Origin of the sequence: Pseudochelatococcus lubricantis (assembly GCF_011762225.1) — a bacterium.
In the GTDB taxonomy this organism is placed as follows: domain Bacteria; phylum Pseudomonadota; class Alphaproteobacteria; order Rhizobiales; family Beijerinckiaceae; genus Pseudochelatococcus; species Pseudochelatococcus lubricantis.
Genome location: NZ_JAASQI010000010.1, coordinates 32,328 through 51,095 on the forward strand (window position 1 = coordinate 32,328; position 18,768 = coordinate 51,095).

Consider the following 18,768-nt stretch of genomic DNA (forward strand, 5'->3'; position numbering starts at 1 on the left):
GGCGTGGCCCTGTCCGGGTCGGTCACGATTTCGTCTGCTGCCAGAACACCGTATGGGCAGCAACCAGGGAAACGGCGGCAATGGCAAGCAACGCCAGAAGCGGGCCGCTCGCCTCGGACAGGCCATAGCTCTTCAGGAAGATGCCCTTTGACATCGCGATGAAATGCGTGAGGGGATTGACCGCGCTCAGCCAGCGCAGCACGGTCGGCATGTTTTCCACTGGCGCCAGATAGCCGGACAGCACGACCGACGGCACCATGAAGCAGAAAACGCCGAGGAACGCCTGCTGCTGGCTGGTCGAGATCGCCGAGATCAGCAGGCCGACGCCGGAAAGCGCCAGCGCGTAGGCGAAGGTGGCGAGCGCCAGCAGCCACACCGGCCCGGTGAAGGGAACGCGGTAGAGGAAGACGGCGGCAAGCGCGATGATCCCGCCCTGCGTCATCGAGACGAGAACGCCCGGCACCGCCTTGCCGAGCATGATGTAGGCCGGCGTCAGCGGCGTCACCAGCAGCTGATCGAAGGTGCCCTCCTCCCGCTCGCGCGCGAGCGACAGCGCCGTCACCAGCAGGCAGCCGACGGTTGCGATGATGGCCACGAGGCTCGGCAGCACGAACCAGCGATATTCGAGGTTGGGATTGTAGAGATTGCGGACGACGAGCGTCGCCGGCAGCGTCTGGCCGGTGCGTTCCTGCGCGAAATCCGCGACGATCTGCTGGATGTAGGAAAAGGCGATCTGCGCGGCGTTGGATCGCCGTCCGTCGATCAGCGCCTGCAGGCTCACCGGCTGTCCCGTCAGAACCTTGCCGGAAAAGTCCGGCGGGATACGGATGGCGAGAAGCGCCGCCTGCGCGTCGATGGTCTGCCGCAGCATGTCGCCGTCATGCACGGCCCTCACCTCGCTGAAGGCGGAGGCCGCCGCGAGGCGCTGGACGAGTTCGGTCGCCACGGCACCCTGATCCTCGTTCAGGATCGCGAGCGTTGCGTTGCGTACCTCCAGCGTGGTCGCGAAGGGAAAAATGGCGAGCTGGAGGATGAGCGGCGTCAGCAGCATCATGATGTTGCGCCGGGTGGCCAGAAGCTGCTGCAGTTCCTTGATAACAAGAGCGGCGATACGGTTCCACATGGGCCTCACCCATCCAGCCTGCGGCGCGTCCGCCACGTCGTGAGGCCAAGCCAGAAGATCGACGAAACCAGCAGGAAAAGCATGTTCGGCAGGAGAATGGCCCACACGTCGCCCGCCTGGAACAGCGTCTGCATGATCTTCACGAAGTAGCGGGCGGGAACGAGATACGTGACCGCCTGCACAGCCGCCGGCATCGAGGCGATTTCGAAGATCAGGCCCGACAGCAGGGCCGAGGGCAGAAAAGCGGCGTTGAGCGCGCCCTGAGCGGCGTTGAACTGGTTGCGCGTCGTGGTCGACAGCAGAAGGCCGAGCCCCAGCGCGCTGCCAAGGAACAGGCTCGTCGACAGCAGCAGGATGGCGATCGAGCCCCGGAAAGGCACGTTCATGATGAAGACGGCGATGAGGACGCAGATGGCCATGGCCAGCATGGCCAGCACGTAATAGGGCAGGCTTTTCGACAGAAGCAGCTCCGCGCGGCGCATGGGCGTCGCCAGCAGCGCTTCCATGGTGCCCCGCTCCCATTCGCGGGCCACGACGAGCGAGGTCAGCAACGCGCCGATGATGGTCATCACCACCGAAATAGAGCCGGGAATGAGGTAGTTGCGGCTGATGGTGGCGGGATTGAACCAGTAGCGCGGCTCGATGGAGATGGCCTCGCTGAAGGGCACGCCGTAGGCGTCGGCCCTTGCGGCGAGCCAGCTTTCATAAAGGCCCCGCGCGTAGCTCGCCACGAAATTAGCCGTGTTGGGCTCCGACCCGTCCGTCAGCACCTGCAGGCTCGCCTCGCCGCCGCCAGCCTGCACCTTCGCGGTGAAATCCTGCGGAATGACGATGATGCCGCGCAATTCCCCGCGCGTCAGTTTCTCACTGATCTCGGCCAGCGTGTCGGCAAAGACGGGCTCGATGTAGGGCGAACCCGCCGCGGCGGCTGCCAGCCGCACGGCTTCGACGCCGCGATCCTCCATCACCACGCCGACAGCCAGCCTGTTGGTGTCGAGCGAGATGCCGAAGCCGAAGATGAACAGCAGGACGACCGGCAGCACGATGGCGATGAGCAGGCTGCTCGGATCGCGGACGATCTGCCGCGTTTCCTTCACGCAGAGAGCGGTGAGCCTGCGGAACGAAAAACCGGCGGAAGAGGGAGATGTCCCGGCGGGCGCCGGCGGAGTCGGTGTCATGTCGCCCTGCCCTCCTTGTCACGCTGCGCCTCGTCGTCGCGCTGGATCAGGCGGATGAAGGCGTCCTCGAAGGTGGGGTCGGGCAGATCGTCGCTCGCGACCTGGTGCTTCAGCGCGTCGGGCGGGCCGGCGGCGATCATGCGCCCGCGATAGATCAGGGCGATGCGATCGCAATACTCCGCCTCGTCCATGAAGTGCGTCGTCACCATCACGGTGACGCCCTTGTCGACGAGCGCGTTGATATGCATCCAGAATTCGCGCCGCGTCACAGGGTCGACGCCCGACGTCGGCTCGTCGAGAAAGAGCAGCGGCGGTTCGTGCATCAGCGCGCAGGCCAGCGCGAGTCGCTGCTTGAAACCGAGCGGCAGTTCCCCTGCGTTGGTGCGCCGGTAGCGCACCAGATCGAAGCTCTCCATCATCTGGGAGACCTTCTTCTCCCGCGCTTGCCCTTTCAGGCCATAGATGCCGGAGAAGAACAGCAGGTTCTGCTCGACGCCGAGGTTGCCGTAGAGCGAGAATTTCTGCGCCATGTAGCCGAGTTTCTGGCGCGCCTCGCCAGCGCTGCGCTTCAGGTCGATGCCCATCACCTGCGCCTCGCCGGAAGTCGGCGTCAACAGGCCGCACATCATGCGGAAGGTGGTGGACTTGCCCGCGCCGTTCGGTCCCAGCAGGCCGAAAATCTCGCCGCGCCTGACGTCGAAGGTGACATGGTCGGTCGCCGTGAAATCGCCGAACTTGCGCGTCAGCTCCCGGGCACGGATCACCGCCTCCGCATCGACGCCTTCGGGCAGTTTCACATCCGGCATGGTGCCGGCGAGAACGGAACGGCCGTCCGGCCCGCCGCCCACGAGGTCGATGAAAGCATCCTCCAGACGTGGTTCGACCGGGACGGCCTTCGCGCCCGCCTCGCTCGCCATCAGGCCGGCGTCCGGCATTGCGGTGCCTTCCTTCAGCACGAGGCGGACGCTCTCACCCTGGATCACGCCGTCGACCACGCCCGTGCTGCCGAGCGCCTTGCGCAGGAAATGGCGGCGGTTGCCGGACAGGTTACGGACCTGCACGCAGCGCCCCCGCATCCGCCCGATCTGTTCGGCCGGCGTGCCGGCGAAGATCAGCCTGCCCTCGTTCATCAGGCAGAGTTCGTCGCAACGCTCGGCCTCGTCGAGATATGCCGTGGCCCAGACGACCGCCATGCCGCCCTTGGCGAGGCTCGTCACCATGCCCCAGAGATCCCGGCGCGAGATCGGATCGACGCCCACGCCCGGCTCGTCAAGGAGCAAAAGCTCCGGCGTGCCGATCAGCGTGCAGGCCAGGCCGAGCTTCTGCTTCATGCCGCCTGAGAGCTTGCCGGCGAGGCGCTCCGTGAACCGGCGAAGGTCGGTGAAATCGAGCAGCCGCTCGAACTGCACCTTGCGCGCCTCGCCGCCCACGCCGCGCAAATCGGCGTAGAGCACGAGGTTTTCCATCACGGTCAGGTCCTCGTAGAGCCCGAATTTCTGCGGCATGTAGCCGACCTTGAGATGCAGGATCCCCGCGTCGACGACCGGATTGAGCCCGAGAACCGCCACCGATCCGGCGGAGGGTTTCAGCAGGCCGGCCATGATGCGCATCAGCGTCGTCTTGCCCGCGCCGTCGGGGCCCGCAAGCCCGGTGATGATGCCGGAACGGATGGCGATATCAACCTCCGCAAGGGCGAATTCGCCTTTGCCCTGTTCCGGGTAGCGATGGCCCAGACCCCGGAGCAGGACGGCCGGCTCGCTCATGGTTTCGGCTGCGCCTCGTCCGCGAGGCGCACCGTCACCGGCATGCCCTGCCGCAGCCGGTCGTCGGCGTTGTCGACGACGATGCGCAGCCGGTAGACCAGCGCGGTGCGCAGATCCTGCGTCTCCACCTGCTTCGGCGTGAACTCCGCCCGCGGCGAGACGAAGCCGACCGTGCCGGCGTAGGGCTCGCCGGGACGGGCATCCGTATAGACGAGCACCTTCGTGCCCGGCGCAACGCGGCCGAGATCGGGCTCCCGTGCGTAGGCACGCACGCGCACCGGGCGATCCAGCGAGAGCGTGACGACCGTCGTGCCGGCGGCAACCATGGTGCCGGGCTCGACAGCGCGCGTCAGGACGGTTCCCGCGCTCGGCGACGCCAGTGTCGCGTCGTGCAGCTGCAGGTCCGCCGCATCGCGCTGCGCCTGCGCCGCCTGCCGCTGCGCCGCCGCCTGCGCCAGTTCCTCCGGGCGGGCGCCGTTGCGTGCGGCGAGGTAGGCCTGCTGAGCGGCTTCAAGCCCGGCATTGGCCTGATCGCGCGCCGCGCGCGCGTTGTCGAGCGCCTGCCGGGAGCTTATGTTCGTCGTCTGCAATGTCCGCTGGCGCTCGAACGTCGTCTGCGCGTTGGCCGCAGCCGCGCGAAGGCCTTCCGCCTGCGCCCCCAGCCTCGCGATGTCCTCGGCGCGCGTACCCGCCTTCAGAAGCGCCTCGTTCGCCTGCGCGGCGGCGAGCGCACCCTCCGCCTGCGCCAGCGCCTGCCGGAGCGGCTCGGGGTCAATCCGCGCGACGACCTGCCCGGCGACGACACGGTCGCCCTCGTCCACCTCCACACGGTCGACGCGCCCGGCGACCCGGAACGACAGGTTGACCTCGCGGATGTCGACGTTGCCGCCGAGCGTCAGCACCTGCCCCCGGGGTTGCCGGCTATCCCAGTAATACGCCCCGCCGCCGGCCAGAGCGGCGGCGATAAGCAGGATGATGAGGGTTCCGTGCTTCATGTCGAAGGATTCCCGATACCTGTGAACACGATAATGACCTGCCAGTCATTTTTCAATGATAAAATGACTGGCAGGTCATTTTGTTTCATGCCACTATCCGCCTGTGACGGAACAGCTCATGACAGACCAGCAACGCCCCGACGCTCCGGAAACATCCGCACCGGCGGAACCCGAAGCGGTGAAACCCGCATCCGACCGTATGCGCCTTAAAAAGCAGGTGAAGCGCGCCGCCATCCTGCGGGCGGCCGTGGACGAGTTCACCGAGAGAGGTTTCGCGAACGCGCGGCTTTCTTCGGTGGCCGAGCGGGCCGGCGTCGCCAAGGGCACGCTCTACCTGTATTTCAGGAGCAAGGAAGACCTCTTCGCAGGCGTCGTGCACGAGACGCTGCTGCCGCCGGAAGGAGACCGGGACGGAAAGAGCGGAACAGACGCCTCCCCAGTCGAAGCCTTCCGTGCCTTCATGCTCGGGGCCGTGGCGGATTTGCAGAATTCCGGCAGGGCGGGCGTCGCGCTCGTCGCCCTGACGGAAGGACATCACTTCCCGCAACTTGTGGATATCTACATCCAGGCGGTTCTGGAGCCGATCCTGCAGCGCATCTCGAAGCTGATGGAGGACGGAAGCACACCCCGGCTGGACGCTATCCGCCGCTTTCCCCAGCTCCTCGTTGCCCCCGTTGTCACCGGTCTGCTGTGGAACAGGTTCATGACCAAGCACCCGCCGGTCGATCTCGTCGAGATCGTCGACGCGCAACTGTCGCTGGTCCTCGGAGACGCGGAACGGCGCGAGGACGAGCCGGACGATGCCACCGGAACGGAACGTTAACCGACAGCGCAAATATCGCTGCCCGCACCCCGGCTTTGTGTTATGAAGGCCGCTACCGAGGGGTGCCCCGACAAGGGGCTGAGATACTGCTGGCCCGGAATCCGTCGATAACGCGCAGCGCAGTGACCCTTTGAACCTGATCCGGGTCATGCCGGCGAAGGGACGGGTCTGTTAGCCTCACTCCTTCGCCGGCCTCCCATGCGAGGCCGCCATGAATCCAACAGAAAACACGGAAAACCCCGCCCCTTCTCCGGACGGCCGGGCACGCGGTCCCGTCGCGGCGGTCATCGCCGTCGTGTTTCACGAGGGTCGGGTGCTGCTTGTGCGGCGGGCGAATCCTCCCGACGCCGGCCTGTGGGGATTCCCGGGCGGGAAAATCGAAGCAGGCGAAGCGATCGCGGACGCAGCCGTACGCGAGCTGCTGGAAGAAACCGGCGTCCGTGGAGAGGCGCGGCGCGTGCTGACCGCCCTCGACACCTTCGACCGCGCGGCCGATGGCCGGCTTCGCCGTCACTTCATCCTGATCGCCGTCCTTTGCCGCTGGATAGCGGGTGAGCCCGTCGCGGCGGATGACGCGCTGGAAGCGCGGTGGTTCACTCCCGATGAACTCGACGACGCCAGCCTGCCGCTGAGCCGCGACGTGGCCGACGTCGCGCGGCGGGCCGCGGGCATTGCCGAAGACAGTTTGCCATGATCGCCAGAAAAGGAACAACACGATGAGCGACGACACCTTCACCGAAATCCTGCGCCGCGCCAACGAATCCACATGGTCGCAGGCCGTGCAGCACCGCTTCGTCCGGGAGCTGTTCGACGGCGCCGTTCCCGATGGCGTGATGGCGCGCTATCTGATCCAGGATCACCGTTTTCTCGACAGCTTCCTGACGCTTCTGGGCGCAGCGATCGCCACCGCGGACAGCTTCGAGGCGCGGTTGCGCTTCGGCCGCTTCGCCGGCATGGTCTCCGGCGAGGAGAACACCTATTTTCTGCGCGCCTTCGAGGCGTTGGGCGTGAGCGAGGCGCGCCGCGCGGAAGAGCCGGACACGGCGCCAACTGCCGGCTTCAAGGCCCTGATGCGGGAGGCGGCAGGCACGCGCGACTATGCTGCGGTGCTCGCCGTGCTCGTTGTGGCGGAATGGCTCTATCTCGACTGGGCCTCCCGCGCGCCGCAGCCGCTGCCGGACAACTTCGTCCACGCCGAATGGGTGACCCTGCACGACAATCCGTTCTTCCGCGATTTCGTGGCTTTCCTGCGCGGGGAACTCGACCGCGTTGGACCGCAGGCGAGCGACACGGCGCACGATTTCTTCCGCCGCGCGGTCGCGCTCGAACTGGCGTTCTTCGACGCCGCCCATGACGTTTGAGGAGCACACTGACATGACTGTTTTCGAGCGCCTGAAGGAAGCCGCCCGCGAAGACTGGACACGCTATGTCGACCACGCCTTCATCCGCAGGATGGAAGCGGGAACCCTGCCGGAGGCGGTGTTCCGCGCCTATCTCGTGCAGGATTACCTGTTCCTGATCCAGTTCGCGCGCGCCTATGCGCTGGCGGTCTACAAGAGCCGGTCGCTGGAGGACATGCGCACGGCGCAGACCACGCTCAACGTGATCATGGACGAGATGAAGCTGCACGTGCGCCTGTGCGAACGCTGGAACCTGTCGCCCGCCACGCTCGAAGCCACGCCCGAGCATCAGGCAACTGTGGCCTACACGCGCTATGTGCTCGATTGCGGCCTTTCGGGCGACCTGCTCGACCTGCATGTCGCGCTCGCCCCCTGCGTGATCGGCTATGCAGAAATCGGCAGGCGGCTCGCCCCGGCGCTGGACGCTGCCGCCGACCATCCCTACCGGGAGTGGATCGGCGAATATGCTGGCGCGTGTTTTCAGGAAGCGGCCGGCGCTGCCATCGCCCACATCGACCGCCTGGCGGAACGCGCACTGACGGCGCGGCGGTTCGACGAACTCGTCGGCATCTTCGCCAAGGCATCGCGCCTGGAGGCGGATTTCTGGCAGATGGCGTTCGACATCGCTGAGGAACGGCGCAACGATCCCGCCGGATAGCGCTCTCAGGGCTTGTAGGCTTCGATGCGCTCGGCCGTCAGGGTATAGCCGATCTCCGCCAGCTCGGTTGCCGTCGCGGCGGTGGCGAGCGCGCCCGTCACCCGCACGGGCTCGAACAGGTCGCTGATCTCATAGGGGCGCGCGGTGGTGACCAGCACGAGCTGGTTCGCGGGCGGCGGCGGCACGTGAATGCAGGCGCCGACATACGGCACGAGGATGAACGTCACGACGCCCGTGCCCGAATGTTCGAGCGGCACCACGAAACCCGGAATGCGCACCGTCTTGCCGTTCCACTCGGTCCGCACGCCCGACGAGACCGGCTGCTGGCGGGCGAGAGGCGCCGCGTCGTGCTGGATCACGCCGCTGAGCGCGGGCGGACGGGACGGCACGCCCGCAGGAAGCAGATCGTCCCACGTCAGTTCGACAACTTCCTTCGCGCGGGCCGGCCCCGAGAGGAGCAGGCACGCGGCCAGCCCGCCGCCGAAGCCGCGCCGGGAGAGACTGTTGCTCATGTTTGCGCACCTCATATTTTCACCATCATGCCGTCGGCCAGCGAAAGCCTGTAGGCTCGCAGGGCCGGAATCAGGCTGACCAGCGTGGCCGCACCCACGACACCGAGCAACACCGGAACTTCGCGCGCGCCGGGCGGCTCCAGCGGTAGCCAGAGGCCAAAGGCCGCGTCGATCCACGGCTGCGCCACGGCCAGCGCGGCGTAAAGCAGGGCCGCGCCCAGCATGGCGCCGACGGCCGCCATCAGGGCCGCTTCCAGCACGAAAAGCCCGAGGATCGTGGTGGGACGCGCCCCCATGGCGCGGAAGATCGCCATCTCGCGCCGCCGCTCGTTGAGGCTCGCGAAGATCATTGCCATCATGCCGATCAACGCGGTGATGACCACCATGGCGGATACGCCGACCAGCGCCGTCTCCGCCACGCCGACGATCTGCCAGAGTTCCTGCAGCGCCAGCCCCGGCAGCACGGCGAGCAACGGTTCCTCGGGATACTGATTGATCCAGCGCTGGAGCTGGAAAACCTGCAGCCGCGACCGCACGCCGACCATGGCGGCCGTGATGGCGGTAGGCGTCAGATCCATCTGCCGGATCGCCTCCACCGGCGTCGTCTGGCCGGGTATCTTCGCGCCGCTCTTCCAGTCCACGTGAATGGCCTCGATCGCCTCCAGGCCGACGATCACGGTGCGGTCGACAGGCGTGCCGGTCTTCGCCAGAACGCCGGCAACGCGGAAGGGCTGGTCCGCATGCTCCGAGAAAGAGGCGAGCCCATGCGCGACAACGATCGGATCGCCGACCGAATAGCCGAGCGTCGCCGCGACGTCGGCACCGACCACGGCGTCGTAAAGATCGCCGAGCCCCCGCCCCTGCGCGAACGCGAGCGAGCGGCCGCCGCGATACTTGTAGCGCACGAAGAACTCCGCCGTCGTGCCCATGACGCGGAACTGGCGATGGCTGTCGCCGAGCGAGATCGGCACGATCCACGCCACCTCCGGCCGGGCAGCGATGTCCCGGTAGCTCTTCCACGTCACATTGTTCGTGGCGTTGCCGATACGGAAGACGGAGTAGAGCAGGAGCTGGACCGAACCCGAGCGCGCGCCCACGATGAGATCGGTGTCCGAGATCGTATCGGCGAAGCTCGCCCGCGCGCCCGTGCGCACCTTCTCGACGCCGAGAAACAGGGCAACCGACAGCGCGATGGCGAGGATCGTCATGCCGACGGTGAGCGAGCGGGCAAGAAGCGAGGCAAAGGCAAGGCGCAGGATCATGCCGCCATCCTCCCCGTCGTGGCGATGCCGGACAGGTCCAGTACGCGGTCGAAGCGCGCGCCCAGCCGCTCGTCGTGGCTGACCATCAGCAGGGAGGTGCCGCCCTCCCGGCACCGGGCGAAGAGCAGGTCGAGGAAGGCGTTCTGCGTGCCGGCGTCCAGCGCCGACGTCGGCTCGTCCGCCACGATCAGCAGCGGACGCCCGATCAGCGCCCGCCCGACCGCGACGCGCTGCTGCTGGCCGACGCTGAGCCGCCCGGCTGGCACCGTGAGCAATTCGGCGGCGAGGCCGAGCGCCGCGCACAGCCGCGCCGCCTCCGCCCCCGCGTCGCCCGCCCGTGCGCGCCGCCCGGGCGCGAAGCGCAAAGGCAGCAGGATGTTGTCCCGCACCGTCGCATAGGGCAGCAGGTTGAACTGTTGGAAGATGACGCCTATCTGCTCCGCGCGGAAACGGTCCCGCGCGCCCGGTGCGAGCGACGCGAGATCGGTGCCGCAAACCCGGACGCTGCCGGCCTCCGCCACCACGATCCCGCAGATGAGGGAGAGCAGCGTGGACTTGCCCGAGCCGCTCTCGCCCAGCAGCAGCACGGTCTCGCCCCCGTTCACGGCGAAACGGGGCACGTTGAGGCTGAAGGACGCCCGGCCCGGCCAGCGAAACCGGACATCCTCAAGAACGAGTATCCTGTCCGTACCGGTCAAGATCAGAGCTGCCCCTTGAGATCGAGAGCCGGCGCATCGCGCCCCACCTCGAAGCTCTTCGCCCCCTTTTCCGAGATCAACCGGATTTCAAGCTCGCGCGCATTCGGGAAAAGCTTGAAGTAGGCGAACTCGATACCCGTGAGCGCCGCGGGGCTGGCACACGTCAGCACGTAATTCGCACGGAACTCCGTGTGCTGCGCCTCATGCCCGTGATCGGCGTGCTTCTCGCCCTCATGGGCCTTGTCGTCGTGGGCCTCGTGTTCGTGCTCTTCCTCGTCCACGAGCCGCGCGGCCGCTTCCGTCACCACACATTGCGCGCCGCCGGGCAGCACGAAAAGCTCCAGCGGCTTCTCCAGAACGGCGATCGCCTGGTCCAGCGCGGCGCGGTCCCCGGCGCTGCTGGCAGCATGCTCGAAGCCGACGATATCCGCGCCCGGGGCCTCAAGCCCGATGGCGATCCGGCTGCCTTCGACGGCAATCTCAAGCCGGCCGACGCCGTGCTCATGCGCGCCGAGTTCGCGATGCTCCTGAGCCAGCGCGGGGGAGACGGCGGCCGTGGCGAGAAGCGCGATTGCAAGGCGTTTCATGGAAATTCCTTTTCCGGTTACTGCGGTTTCCCTGAGGTAATTCATGGATCCGGGTCCTCGATGGCGGAAAGCGGCAGACGCCGCGCAGGAACGTCGTCTTGCGCGGACCGGTATCGATCGCGACGCTTCCGGGCGGTTTGGCATCTGTTGCATACGTTACGTTATTATGTTTTAGCCAAGTTACGTTATATGATAACGTCATACTTTTTATGACACGGCGAGCGCACGCGCCAGAACGTCGAACAGGCGCGCGTCCGTGGACTGCGCGACGTTGAAGCGCAGAAAACCGCTCGCCGTCCCCGACTGGCTGAAAGCGTTGCCAGGGGCAAGCACCACGCCCTCCTTGAGGCAGGTGCGCGCGATTGCTGCGGCATCGATACCGTCCGGCAGCCGGCACCAGAGGAACATGCCCGCCTTCGGCACGATCCACGGCGTGATGCCGATGGCGCCGAGGCGGGCAACCGTCGTTTCCATCGCGCCCGCCAGCCGCGCACGCACCGTTTCCAGGTGCTTGCGGTAGCCTCCGTCCGTCAGCGCCGCGAGCAGGATGCCGGCCGCCAGCCGCCCTCCCCCGAAACTGGTCGCGATCTTGAGGTCCGCAAGGCTTTCGATCCACTCAGGCCGCGCCGCGATATAGCCGCAGCGCACCGACGCCGAAAGCGTCTTGGAGAAGCTGCCGATATGGACGACGCGCGCGAGCCCGTCGAAGGCGGCCAGCCGCGGCGCTGGCGTCAGCTCGAAATCGGCGAAGATGTCGTCTTCGACGATCACGAGGTTCGAGCGCTCGGCGAGCTTCAGCAGCCTGTGGGCCGTCACCGGCGAAAGAACCGCGCCGGTCGGGTTGTGGATCGCCGAATTGGTGATGTAGAGGCGGGGCGCATGCGCCTGAACGGCCTCGGTGAATGCCTCGATGTCCGGCCCGTTCGGCGTGTAGGGCACACCCACGGCCTTCGCGCGGTGCGCCTTGAGCAAGGCATGAAAGTTAAAGTAACAGGGGTCGTCAACGATCACAGCATCGCCCGGCTCCAGCAGGAAGCGGCAGATCAGGTCGATGGCCTGCGTGCCGGATTCGGTGAGCATGATCTGCTGCGGCGCGGCCTCTATGCCGCTGGCCGCCATCCGCCGCGCGAGGACCCCGCGCAGCGCCGGCAGGCCGAGCGGTGTCGCATAGTCCGCGAGTTCCCCGTTGCCGGCCCGCGCCAGCGCACGCAACGCCCGGCGCATCCCGGCCTCGTGCATCCATGAGGCGGGCAGCCAGCCGCATCCGGGCTTGAGCACGCCGTCGTCCGCCTCCAGCGACTGGCGCGATATCCACAGCGGGTCGACCTCCCGGTCGAGCTTCGGCTCGATTTCCGCCAGTGAGAATGGCGCGAGCGGACCCGAGACGTAGAAACCGGAGCCCGGCTGCGAGCGGATGATGCCCTCCGCCACCAGCCGCTCATAGGCCTCGACCACGGTCGAGACGGAAACCTTCATGGCCCGCGCCTGCAGCCGCACGGACGGCAACCGCGCCCCCGTCAGCAGGGAGCGCGCGGCGATCCGCGAGCGGATTACCGCCATGACGGCCTCAATGCGCGTTCCCGTGCGTGACTCCTCCGGTTGCTCGTCCATCTGTAATGCCCTCCTGACCATAACAGTTCGGTGTGATTGTATTGAACTGTCTCTGGCAAGTCGATGCCGTCGTGCTTTTCTGGCGCGGGAAACGAACGGAGCATGCGATGGACAGGACGGCCAGCGGCTGGATAAGCGGATTTATCGGGATGGCGATTTTCTCCGGCTCGCTGCCGGCAACGCGCGCGGCGGTGACGGGTTTCGACCCGGTCTTCCTCACCGTGGCGCGGGCCGCCATCGCCGGCATGCTGGGGCTCGGGCTGCTTTTCGTCTTCCGACAGAAAAGCCCGGAGCGGCGGGACCTGCTGCCACTCGCGGTCATCGCGCTCGGCGTGGTCGTGGGCTTTCCGCTACTGACGGCGCTCGCCCTGCAGCATATGTCCTCCGCCCATTCGGTGGTTTTCATCGGCCTGCTGCCGCTGTCCACCGCGATTTTCGGCGTGCTGCGGGGCGGCGAGCGCCCGCGCCCGGCCTTCTGGCTGTTTTCGCTCGCCGGCAGCGCACTTGTCGCCGGCTATGCCATGGCGCGGGGAACGGGCGCGGTTTCCGCCGGCGATCTGCTGATGCTCGCCGCCATCGTGATGTGCGGGCTCGGCTATGCGGAGGGCGGGCGCCTGTCACGCAGGCTTGGCGGCTGGCAGGTGATTTCCTGGGCGCTCGTGCTGTCGCTGCCGGTCATGCTGCCCCTCGCCGTTCTCACCATGCCGGGGTCGTTCGCGCAGGTGGGCGCGCCCGCGTGGACGGGGCTGGCCTACGTCTCGCTGTTCAGCATGCTGATCGGCTTCGTCTTCTGGTATCGCGGGCTGGCGCTGGGCGGGATCGCCGCCGTCGGGCAGCTCCAGCTGCTCCAGCCGTTCCTCGGCCTCGGCCTCGCGGCCATGTTGCTGCACGAGACCGTGAGCGGAGCGATGCTGGCCGTGACGCTCGGCGTGGTGGTGTGCGTCGCCGGCGCGCGGAAATTCTCCGCATAAGAAACATCACCCCGGAAACGGTGTCCGTTTCCGGGGTGAAAGGTCAATCGAAAGGCAGGCCCTTATCCGACCCGCCGCGCCTTCAGCTCCAGCCGGCGGCGGTGGAGCACCGGCTCGGTGTAGCCGTTCGGCTGCACGCGGCCCGTCAGCACCAGATCGAGCGCGGCCTGGAAGGCGATCGAGTCGTCATAGTCCTTCGCCATCGGCGTGTAGAACGGATCGTCGGCGTTCTGACCGTCGACGACGATCGCCATGCGCCGGAAGGTCTCAAGCACCTGCTCCTCGCTGACGACGTCGTGATACAGCCAGTTCGCGATGTGCTGGGCGGAAATGCGCAGCGTCGCCCGGTCTTCCATCAGGCCGACGTTGTTGATGTCCGGCACCTTGGAGCAGCCGATGCCCTGGTCCACCCAGCGGACGACGTAGCCGAGAATGCCCTGGGCGTTGTTGTCCAGCTCGCGCTGGATTTCCTCCGCCGTCCAGTTCGGACGCGGCACGACCGGCACGGACAGGATATCGGAAAGCTTGGCCCGCGGGCGGCTCTTGAGGCTTTCCTGAACGGCCGCCACATCGACCTTGTGGTAATGCGTCGCGTGCAGAGTAGCCGCGGTGGGCGACGGCACCCAGGCGGTGTTGGCGCCGGCCTTGGGATGGGCGATCTTCTGCTCCAGCATCGCGGCCATCAGGTCGGGCATGGCCCACATGCCCTTGCCGATCTGCGCATGGCCGGAGAGGCCGCACGCCAGCCCGACGTCGACATTCGCGTTCTCGTAGGCCGCGATCCACGTCGCCTGCTTCATGTCGCCCTTGCGGATCATGGGACCGGCCTCCATAGACGTATGGATCTCGTCGCCGGTGCGGTCGAGGAAGCCGGTGTTGATGAACACCACGCGCTCGCGCGCCTCGCGGATGCAGGCCTTGAGGTTGATGGTCGTGCGGCGTTCCTCGTCCATGATGCCCATCTTGAGCGTGTTGGCGGGCAGGCCGAGCACGTCTTCCACGCGCGCGAAGATTTCGGATGCGAAGGCGACCTCCTCCGGCCCGTGCATCTTCGGCTTCACCACGTACATGGAGCCGGCGCGCGAGTTCTGGCGGCGACCTTGCGGCCCGACATCGTGGATGGCGATGAGCCCCGTCACCAGCGCATCGAGGATACCTTCCGGCACTTCACGGCCATCCTGGTCCAGCACGGCCGGGTTGGTCATCAGGTGGCCGACGTTGCGCACCAGCATGAGCGAACGGCGCTTCAGCATGAAGCCGGAGCCGTCCGGCGCGTTGTATTCCGTATCCGGATTGAGGCGGCGGGTGAACGTCTTGCCGCCCTTGGCGACCTCTTCCGAAAGGTCGCCCTTCATCAGGCCGAGCCAGTTGCCGTAAACGACGACCTTGTCCTCCGCGTCGACAGCCGCGACGGAATCCTCGCAGTCCATGATCGTGGTGATAGCCGATTCCAGCCAGACATCGGAAATCTTCGCCGGGTCGTCCTTGCCGATGAGCGTCGTGGCGTCGATCAGGATTTCGACATGCAGGCCGTGCCTGGCGAGAAGCAGACGGGTCGGCGACGAGGCTTCACCGAGATAGCCGGCGAACTGCGCGGGCTCGGCGAGGTCCACGGAGCGCCCGTCCTGCAGCGCGACGGCCAGCTTGCCGCCGGCCACGGAGAACGAGGCGGCCGCGGTCCAGCTCGCGCCGGCGAGCGGCACCGACTGATCGAGGAAATCGCGCACCCAGGCAATGACCTTCGCGCCGCGCACGGGATTATAGCCCGCGCCCTTTTCCGCGCCGTCCGTCTCCGGAATGGCGTCGGTGCCATAGAGCGCATCGTAGAGCGAACCCCAGCGGGCGTTGGCGGCGTTGAGCGCATAGCGGGCGTTCATGACCGGGACGACGAGCTGCGGCCCCGCGATCTCGGCGATCTCGGGATCGACGTTGCCGGTCGAAACCGCGAAGTCCGGCCCTTCCGGCAGCAGGTAACCGATCTCGCGCAGGAAAGCCTCGTAGGCGTCCTGATCGGTGGGCGCGCCGTTCTTGCGATACCAGTCGTCGATCTGCGCCTGAAGGGCATCGCGCCTGGCAAGCAGTTCGCGGTTCTTCGGCGCGAGATCGTGAACGATCTGCGAGAAGCCGGAGAAGAAGCGATCCGCATCGACACCGGTGCCGGGAAGTGCCTCCTTCACCAGAAAGTCGTGGAGCTTCTCGTCTATCGCCAAACCGTAACGATCTATCCTAGCCATCCTTGCCTCCGGATTCTTATGCCTGGAAAGATATCTCCCCCGCGCCGGGATGAATAGCAACTGGCACAAATGTGAAATGACTTGTGCCTGGCGCGAAACAATAGGAACAAAATCAAACGGCGAAACAGTGCATCCGCCGGGCGCGACATGCGGTAAGAAACTCCGCGCGCCTCGCGGGCCGGTCACCCGTCTACCATCAAATCCGGCGGACGAACAGCCGGTGACGGCCTGTCATTCGCGATACGAATCGTGAAATGCGGCGCCGTTCCTGCTATGGTCCTCACGCGATGTTCACCGGAACGGGAAAGCGTGACCCGGATGGGACGATGACCGGCAACGACGCCGACAGCTGCGAAGCCCCGGACGTGCTGCGGCGCATCGTCCATATCGACATGGATGCGTTCTATGCGTCGGTCGAGCAGCGCGACAATCCCGACTTGCGCGGCAGGCCAGTCGCGGTCGGCGGCTCCCGCGAACGCGGCGTCGTCGCGGCGGCGAGCTATGAGGCGCGCCGGTTCGGCGTGCGCTCCGCCATGCCTTCCGTCACCGCCAGGCGCAAGTGCCCGGACCTCATCTTCGTCCCGCCCCGCTTCGACACCTATCGCGCCATATCGCTCCAGATCCGCCGGATATTCGCCGGATATACACCACTGATCGAGCCGCTGTCGCTGGACGAGGCCTATCTCGACGTCACCGAGAACCTGCGCGGCATTGCGAGTGCCACCGAAGTCGCGCAGCGCATCCGTGCCGAAATCAAGGCAGAAACCGCGCTCACCGCATCCGCCGGCGTATCCTACAACAAGTTTCTGGCCAAGCTGGCCTCCGACCAGAACAAGCCGGACGGCCTGTTCGTCATCACCCCGCGCATGGGCGCGGCCTTCGTCGAGGCGCTGCCGGTCGGCCGCTTCCACGGCATCGGCCCCGCGACGGCGGCGAAGATGAACCGGCTTGGCATTGCCACCGGCCTCGACCTGCGCACCCGCACCCTGCCGTTCCTGCAGGAGCATTTCGGCAAGGCCGGCACGTTCTACTACTGGATTTCCCGCGGCATCGACCGCCGCCCCGTCCAGCCGAACCGCATCCGCAAGTCCATCGGCAACGAAGATACCTTCGACACCGACCTGTTCACGCCCGGCGAGGCGCGCGACGCGCTGCGGCCGCTGATCGAGAAGCTCTGGCGCCATTGCGAGGCCAATAACATCCGCGGCCGCACCATTACCCTCAAGGTGAAATACGCCGATTTCCAGCAGATCACCCGCAGCCACACGCTGCCCGCCGCCGTCGATACGCAGGTCACCATCTCGCAGACGGTCGACAGCCTGCTCGCCCCGCTGTTTCCCACGCCCAAGGGCATCCGCCTGCTCGGCGTCACGCTGTCGTCGCTCGGGGACGTACACGAGGCACCGGAGGCACCGCGCCAGTTGGCCCTGCCGATCTTCTGAACGTTTCCGGCGTGAGCACCGTCAAACGGGCGTCAGTTCAGTCCGCCTCCCCTTCCCGCCCGGCAAGCCCGTCGCCCGCCGTTTTCGGCAGAAAGAAGAACGATATGCATGACGCCGCCGAAACAAGGGCGATGATGACGAAGGACGTGGCGAACGCCGTGGCGGTCAACTGCCCCGCACCGCCGGAGTTGAAATGGAGCAACGCGGCGGCGGCCGCGACACCGGTGCCCTGCGATATGCGTTGCGCCATTTGCGAGAGCGAGGTCGCGTGGCTCATCTTCGCATCCGGCACCTCGGCGAAGGCCAGCGTATTGATGCTGGTGAACTGCAGGGCGCGGAACACGCCGCCAAGGAAGATCACCAGCATCATCACCAGCGGAGCGGTGTCGTTCGCGAAGGTGGCGAAAAGGCCCGTGCAGAAACTGGCAAGCAGCGCGTTCCACAACAGCACGGAACGGAAGCCGAAGCGACGCAGGACATTGCGCGTCATCGCGCGCATGCCGAACGCCCCTATCGCGGAGACGAACGTGATGGCGCCCGACTCCAGCGGTGTGTACCCGAATATCTCCTGCATCAGCAGGGGCAGCATGAAGGGCACCGCGCCGAAACCGATGCGGAACAGCGAGCCGCCAAGCAGGCTCGAACGGAATGTCGGATAGCGGAAGAGGTCGATATCGAGAATCGGATCCGGCCGGCGTCGGGCATGCCGGACGTACAGCGCCAGGCAAACGAGCCCGGCGGATGCGGGCAGGAGTTGCCACGCACTGATTTCACGCGCCAGGGAATCGAGGCTGAAGATGACCGCGCCGACACCGACCCCCAACAGCACGAACCCGACGAAGTCGAAAGACGTCCGCGCCTCCGGCGGAATCGGTCCGATCAGCAGGAGCGTCAGGATGATCGCCAGCACGCCGAAGGGCAGATTGATCCAGAAAATCCAGTGCCATGAGCTGATATGCGTGATGAAGCCGCCGAACAGCGGGCCGATGACCGGCCCGGCCACCGCCGGCATGCTCATCAGCACCATCGCGGAGACGAGGTCCGAACGCGGCACGGAGCGGACGAGGATGAGGCGCGCGGTTGGCAGCATCATCGCCGCGCCCGCCCCCTGTATGAAGCGCGCCAGAACGAGCATCGTCAGGCTGACAGACGCCGCGCAGGCGAGCGACGCGAGCGTGAACACGGCAATCGCGGCGCAGAAAACCCGCCGCGCGCCAAAACGGTCCGCTATCCAGCCGCTCAGGGGCAGGAAAACGCTGAGCGACAGCAGATAGGTCGTGATGGCCGAATGCAGGCTCAGCGCAGGGACGCCCAGATCCTGCGCCATGGAGGGCAAGGCCGTCGCTATCGCCGTGGAATCGATCTGCTGCATGATGAGCGACGAGGCAACGATCAGCGGAACAGCCTTATGTAACTGCAAATCCTGACTTTTTACGTTGCCCACCGATCTCACCCGGCCTGCCTGCGACAAACGGTCCACCGGGATAGTTAGTCGATTTTCCTCTCCCGCG

At 66.5% G+C, this 18,768-nt stretch carries 17 protein-coding genes and 1 riboswitch; of the genes, 6 read left to right on the top strand and 11 right to left on the bottom strand.

Annotated elements, in window-relative coordinates:
* Positions 1 to 22: 22 nt before the first annotated feature.
* Genes FHS82_RS17645 through hlyD form a run of 4 tightly spaced genes read right to left on the bottom strand, consistent with a single transcriptional unit; the run spans position 23 to position 5,059 of the window.
* A complete protein-coding gene (locus FHS82_RS17645; protein WP_166955339.1) occupies positions 23 to 1,123 on the bottom strand; it encodes an ABC transporter permease in 1,101 nt (366 codons plus the stop codon).
* A gap of 5 nt (positions 1,124 to 1,128) precedes the next feature.
* Positions 1,129 to 2,301: an ABC transporter permease gene (locus FHS82_RS17650; RefSeq protein ID WP_166955341.1), complete on the bottom strand. Its 1,173-nt coding sequence runs from the start codon at positions 2,299 to 2,301 to the stop codon at positions 1,129 to 1,131.
* Positions 2,298 to 4,064: an ATP-binding cassette domain-containing protein gene (locus FHS82_RS17655; protein WP_166955343.1), complete on the bottom strand. Its 1,767-nt coding sequence runs from the start codon at positions 4,062 to 4,064 to the stop codon at positions 2,298 to 2,300. The genes FHS82_RS17650 and FHS82_RS17655 overlap by 4 nt, the downstream gene beginning before the upstream one ends.
* Positions 4,061 to 5,059, bottom strand: a complete 999-nt coding sequence (gene hlyD / locus FHS82_RS17660; RefSeq protein ID WP_166955345.1) for a secretion protein HlyD — start codon at positions 5,057 to 5,059, stop codon at positions 4,061 to 4,063. The genes FHS82_RS17655 and hlyD overlap by 4 nt, the downstream gene beginning before the upstream one ends.
* A gap of 118 nt (positions 5,060 to 5,177) precedes the next feature.
* Here hlyD and FHS82_RS17665 point away from each other — a divergent pair, with 118 nt between their 5' ends.
* The 4 genes from FHS82_RS17665 (at position 5,178) to tenA (ending at position 7,940) form a co-directional block, all read left to right on the top strand.
* Entirely contained in the window at positions 5,178 to 5,882 is a 705-nt protein-coding gene (locus FHS82_RS17665; protein WP_166955347.1) for a TetR/AcrR family transcriptional regulator, read from the top strand.
* 48 nt (positions 5,883 to 5,930) lie between these two features.
* Positions 5,931 to 6,062, top strand: a riboswitch (TPP riboswitch).
* A gap of 31 nt (positions 6,063 to 6,093) precedes the next feature.
* Positions 6,094 to 6,576, top strand: a complete 483-nt coding sequence (locus tag FHS82_RS17670; protein ID WP_166955349.1) for an NUDIX hydrolase — start codon at positions 6,094 to 6,096, stop codon at positions 6,574 to 6,576.
* Between the two features lie 22 nt (positions 6,577 to 6,598).
* Positions 6,599 to 7,243, top strand: a complete 645-nt coding sequence (locus FHS82_RS17675) for a TenA family protein (protein WP_166955351.1) — start codon at positions 6,599 to 6,601, stop codon at positions 7,241 to 7,243.
* Between the two features lie 13 nt (positions 7,244 to 7,256).
* On the top strand, positions 7,257 to 7,940 hold the full coding sequence (gene tenA, locus FHS82_RS17680) for a thiaminase II (RefSeq protein ID WP_166955353.1): 684 nt from the start codon (positions 7,257 to 7,259) through the stop codon (positions 7,938 to 7,940).
* A gap of 5 nt (positions 7,941 to 7,945) precedes the next feature.
* Here tenA and FHS82_RS17685 read toward each other — a convergent pair whose 3' ends face one another.
* The 5 genes from FHS82_RS17685 to FHS82_RS17705 form a co-directional block, all read right to left on the bottom strand.
* On the bottom strand, positions 7,946 to 8,452 hold the full coding sequence (locus FHS82_RS17685; protein WP_166955355.1) for a DUF3299 domain-containing protein: 507 nt from the start codon (positions 8,450 to 8,452) through the stop codon (positions 7,946 to 7,948).
* A gap of 11 nt (positions 8,453 to 8,463) precedes the next feature.
* A complete protein-coding gene (locus tag FHS82_RS17690) occupies positions 8,464 to 9,714 on the bottom strand; it encodes an ABC transporter permease (protein ID WP_166955357.1) in 1,251 nt (416 codons plus the stop codon).
* Positions 9,711 to 10,412 carry an ABC transporter ATP-binding protein gene (locus FHS82_RS17695; RefSeq protein ID WP_166955359.1) on the bottom strand — a complete coding sequence of 234 codons (702 nt, stop codon included), beginning with the start codon at positions 10,410 to 10,412 and terminating at the stop codon, positions 9,711 to 9,713. Before FHS82_RS17695 ends, FHS82_RS17690 begins: the two co-directional genes overlap by 4 nt.
* Positions 10,413 to 10,414: 2 nt before the next feature.
* On the bottom strand, positions 10,415 to 10,999 hold the full coding sequence (locus FHS82_RS17700) for a DUF2796 domain-containing protein (RefSeq protein WP_166955361.1): 585 nt from the start codon (positions 10,997 to 10,999) through the stop codon (positions 10,415 to 10,417).
* Between the two features lie 207 nt (positions 11,000 to 11,206).
* The gene (locus FHS82_RS17705) at positions 11,207 to 12,610 is read right to left on the bottom strand and encodes an aminotransferase-like domain-containing protein (protein ID WP_166955363.1); all 1,404 of its coding nucleotides are present in this window, start codon (positions 12,608 to 12,610) and stop codon (positions 11,207 to 11,209) included.
* A gap of 107 nt (positions 12,611 to 12,717) precedes the next feature.
* Here FHS82_RS17705 and FHS82_RS17710 point away from each other — a divergent pair, with 107 nt between their 5' ends.
* The gene (locus tag FHS82_RS17710; protein ID WP_166955365.1) at positions 12,718 to 13,581 is read left to right on the top strand and encodes a DMT family transporter; all 864 of its coding nucleotides are present in this window, start codon (positions 12,718 to 12,720) and stop codon (positions 13,579 to 13,581) included.
* 62 nt (positions 13,582 to 13,643) lie between these two features.
* Here the strand turns inward: FHS82_RS17710 and FHS82_RS17715 are convergent, their stop codons facing one another.
* Positions 13,644 to 15,815 (bottom strand): malate synthase G, encoded by a 2,172-nt coding sequence (locus tag FHS82_RS17715; RefSeq protein ID WP_166955367.1) that lies wholly within the window; start codon positions 15,813 to 15,815, stop codon positions 13,644 to 13,646.
* A 326-nt stretch (positions 15,816 to 16,141) separates the two neighbouring features.
* Here FHS82_RS17715 and dinB point away from each other — a divergent pair, with 326 nt between their 5' ends.
* Positions 16,142 to 17,257, top strand: coding sequence for a DNA polymerase IV (dinB, locus tag FHS82_RS17720; RefSeq protein WP_166955369.1), 1,116 nt, complete (start codon positions 16,142 to 16,144; stop codon positions 17,255 to 17,257).
* Positions 17,258 to 17,294: 37 nt separating this feature from the next.
* On the opposite strand, the gene FHS82_RS17725 is transcribed toward dinB, so the two are convergent.
* The gene (locus FHS82_RS17725; RefSeq protein WP_166955371.1) at positions 17,295 to 18,677 is read right to left on the bottom strand and encodes a DHA2 family efflux MFS transporter permease subunit; all 1,383 of its coding nucleotides are present in this window, start codon (positions 18,675 to 18,677) and stop codon (positions 17,295 to 17,297) included.
* Between the last annotated feature and the right edge of the window lie 91 nt (positions 18,678 to 18,768).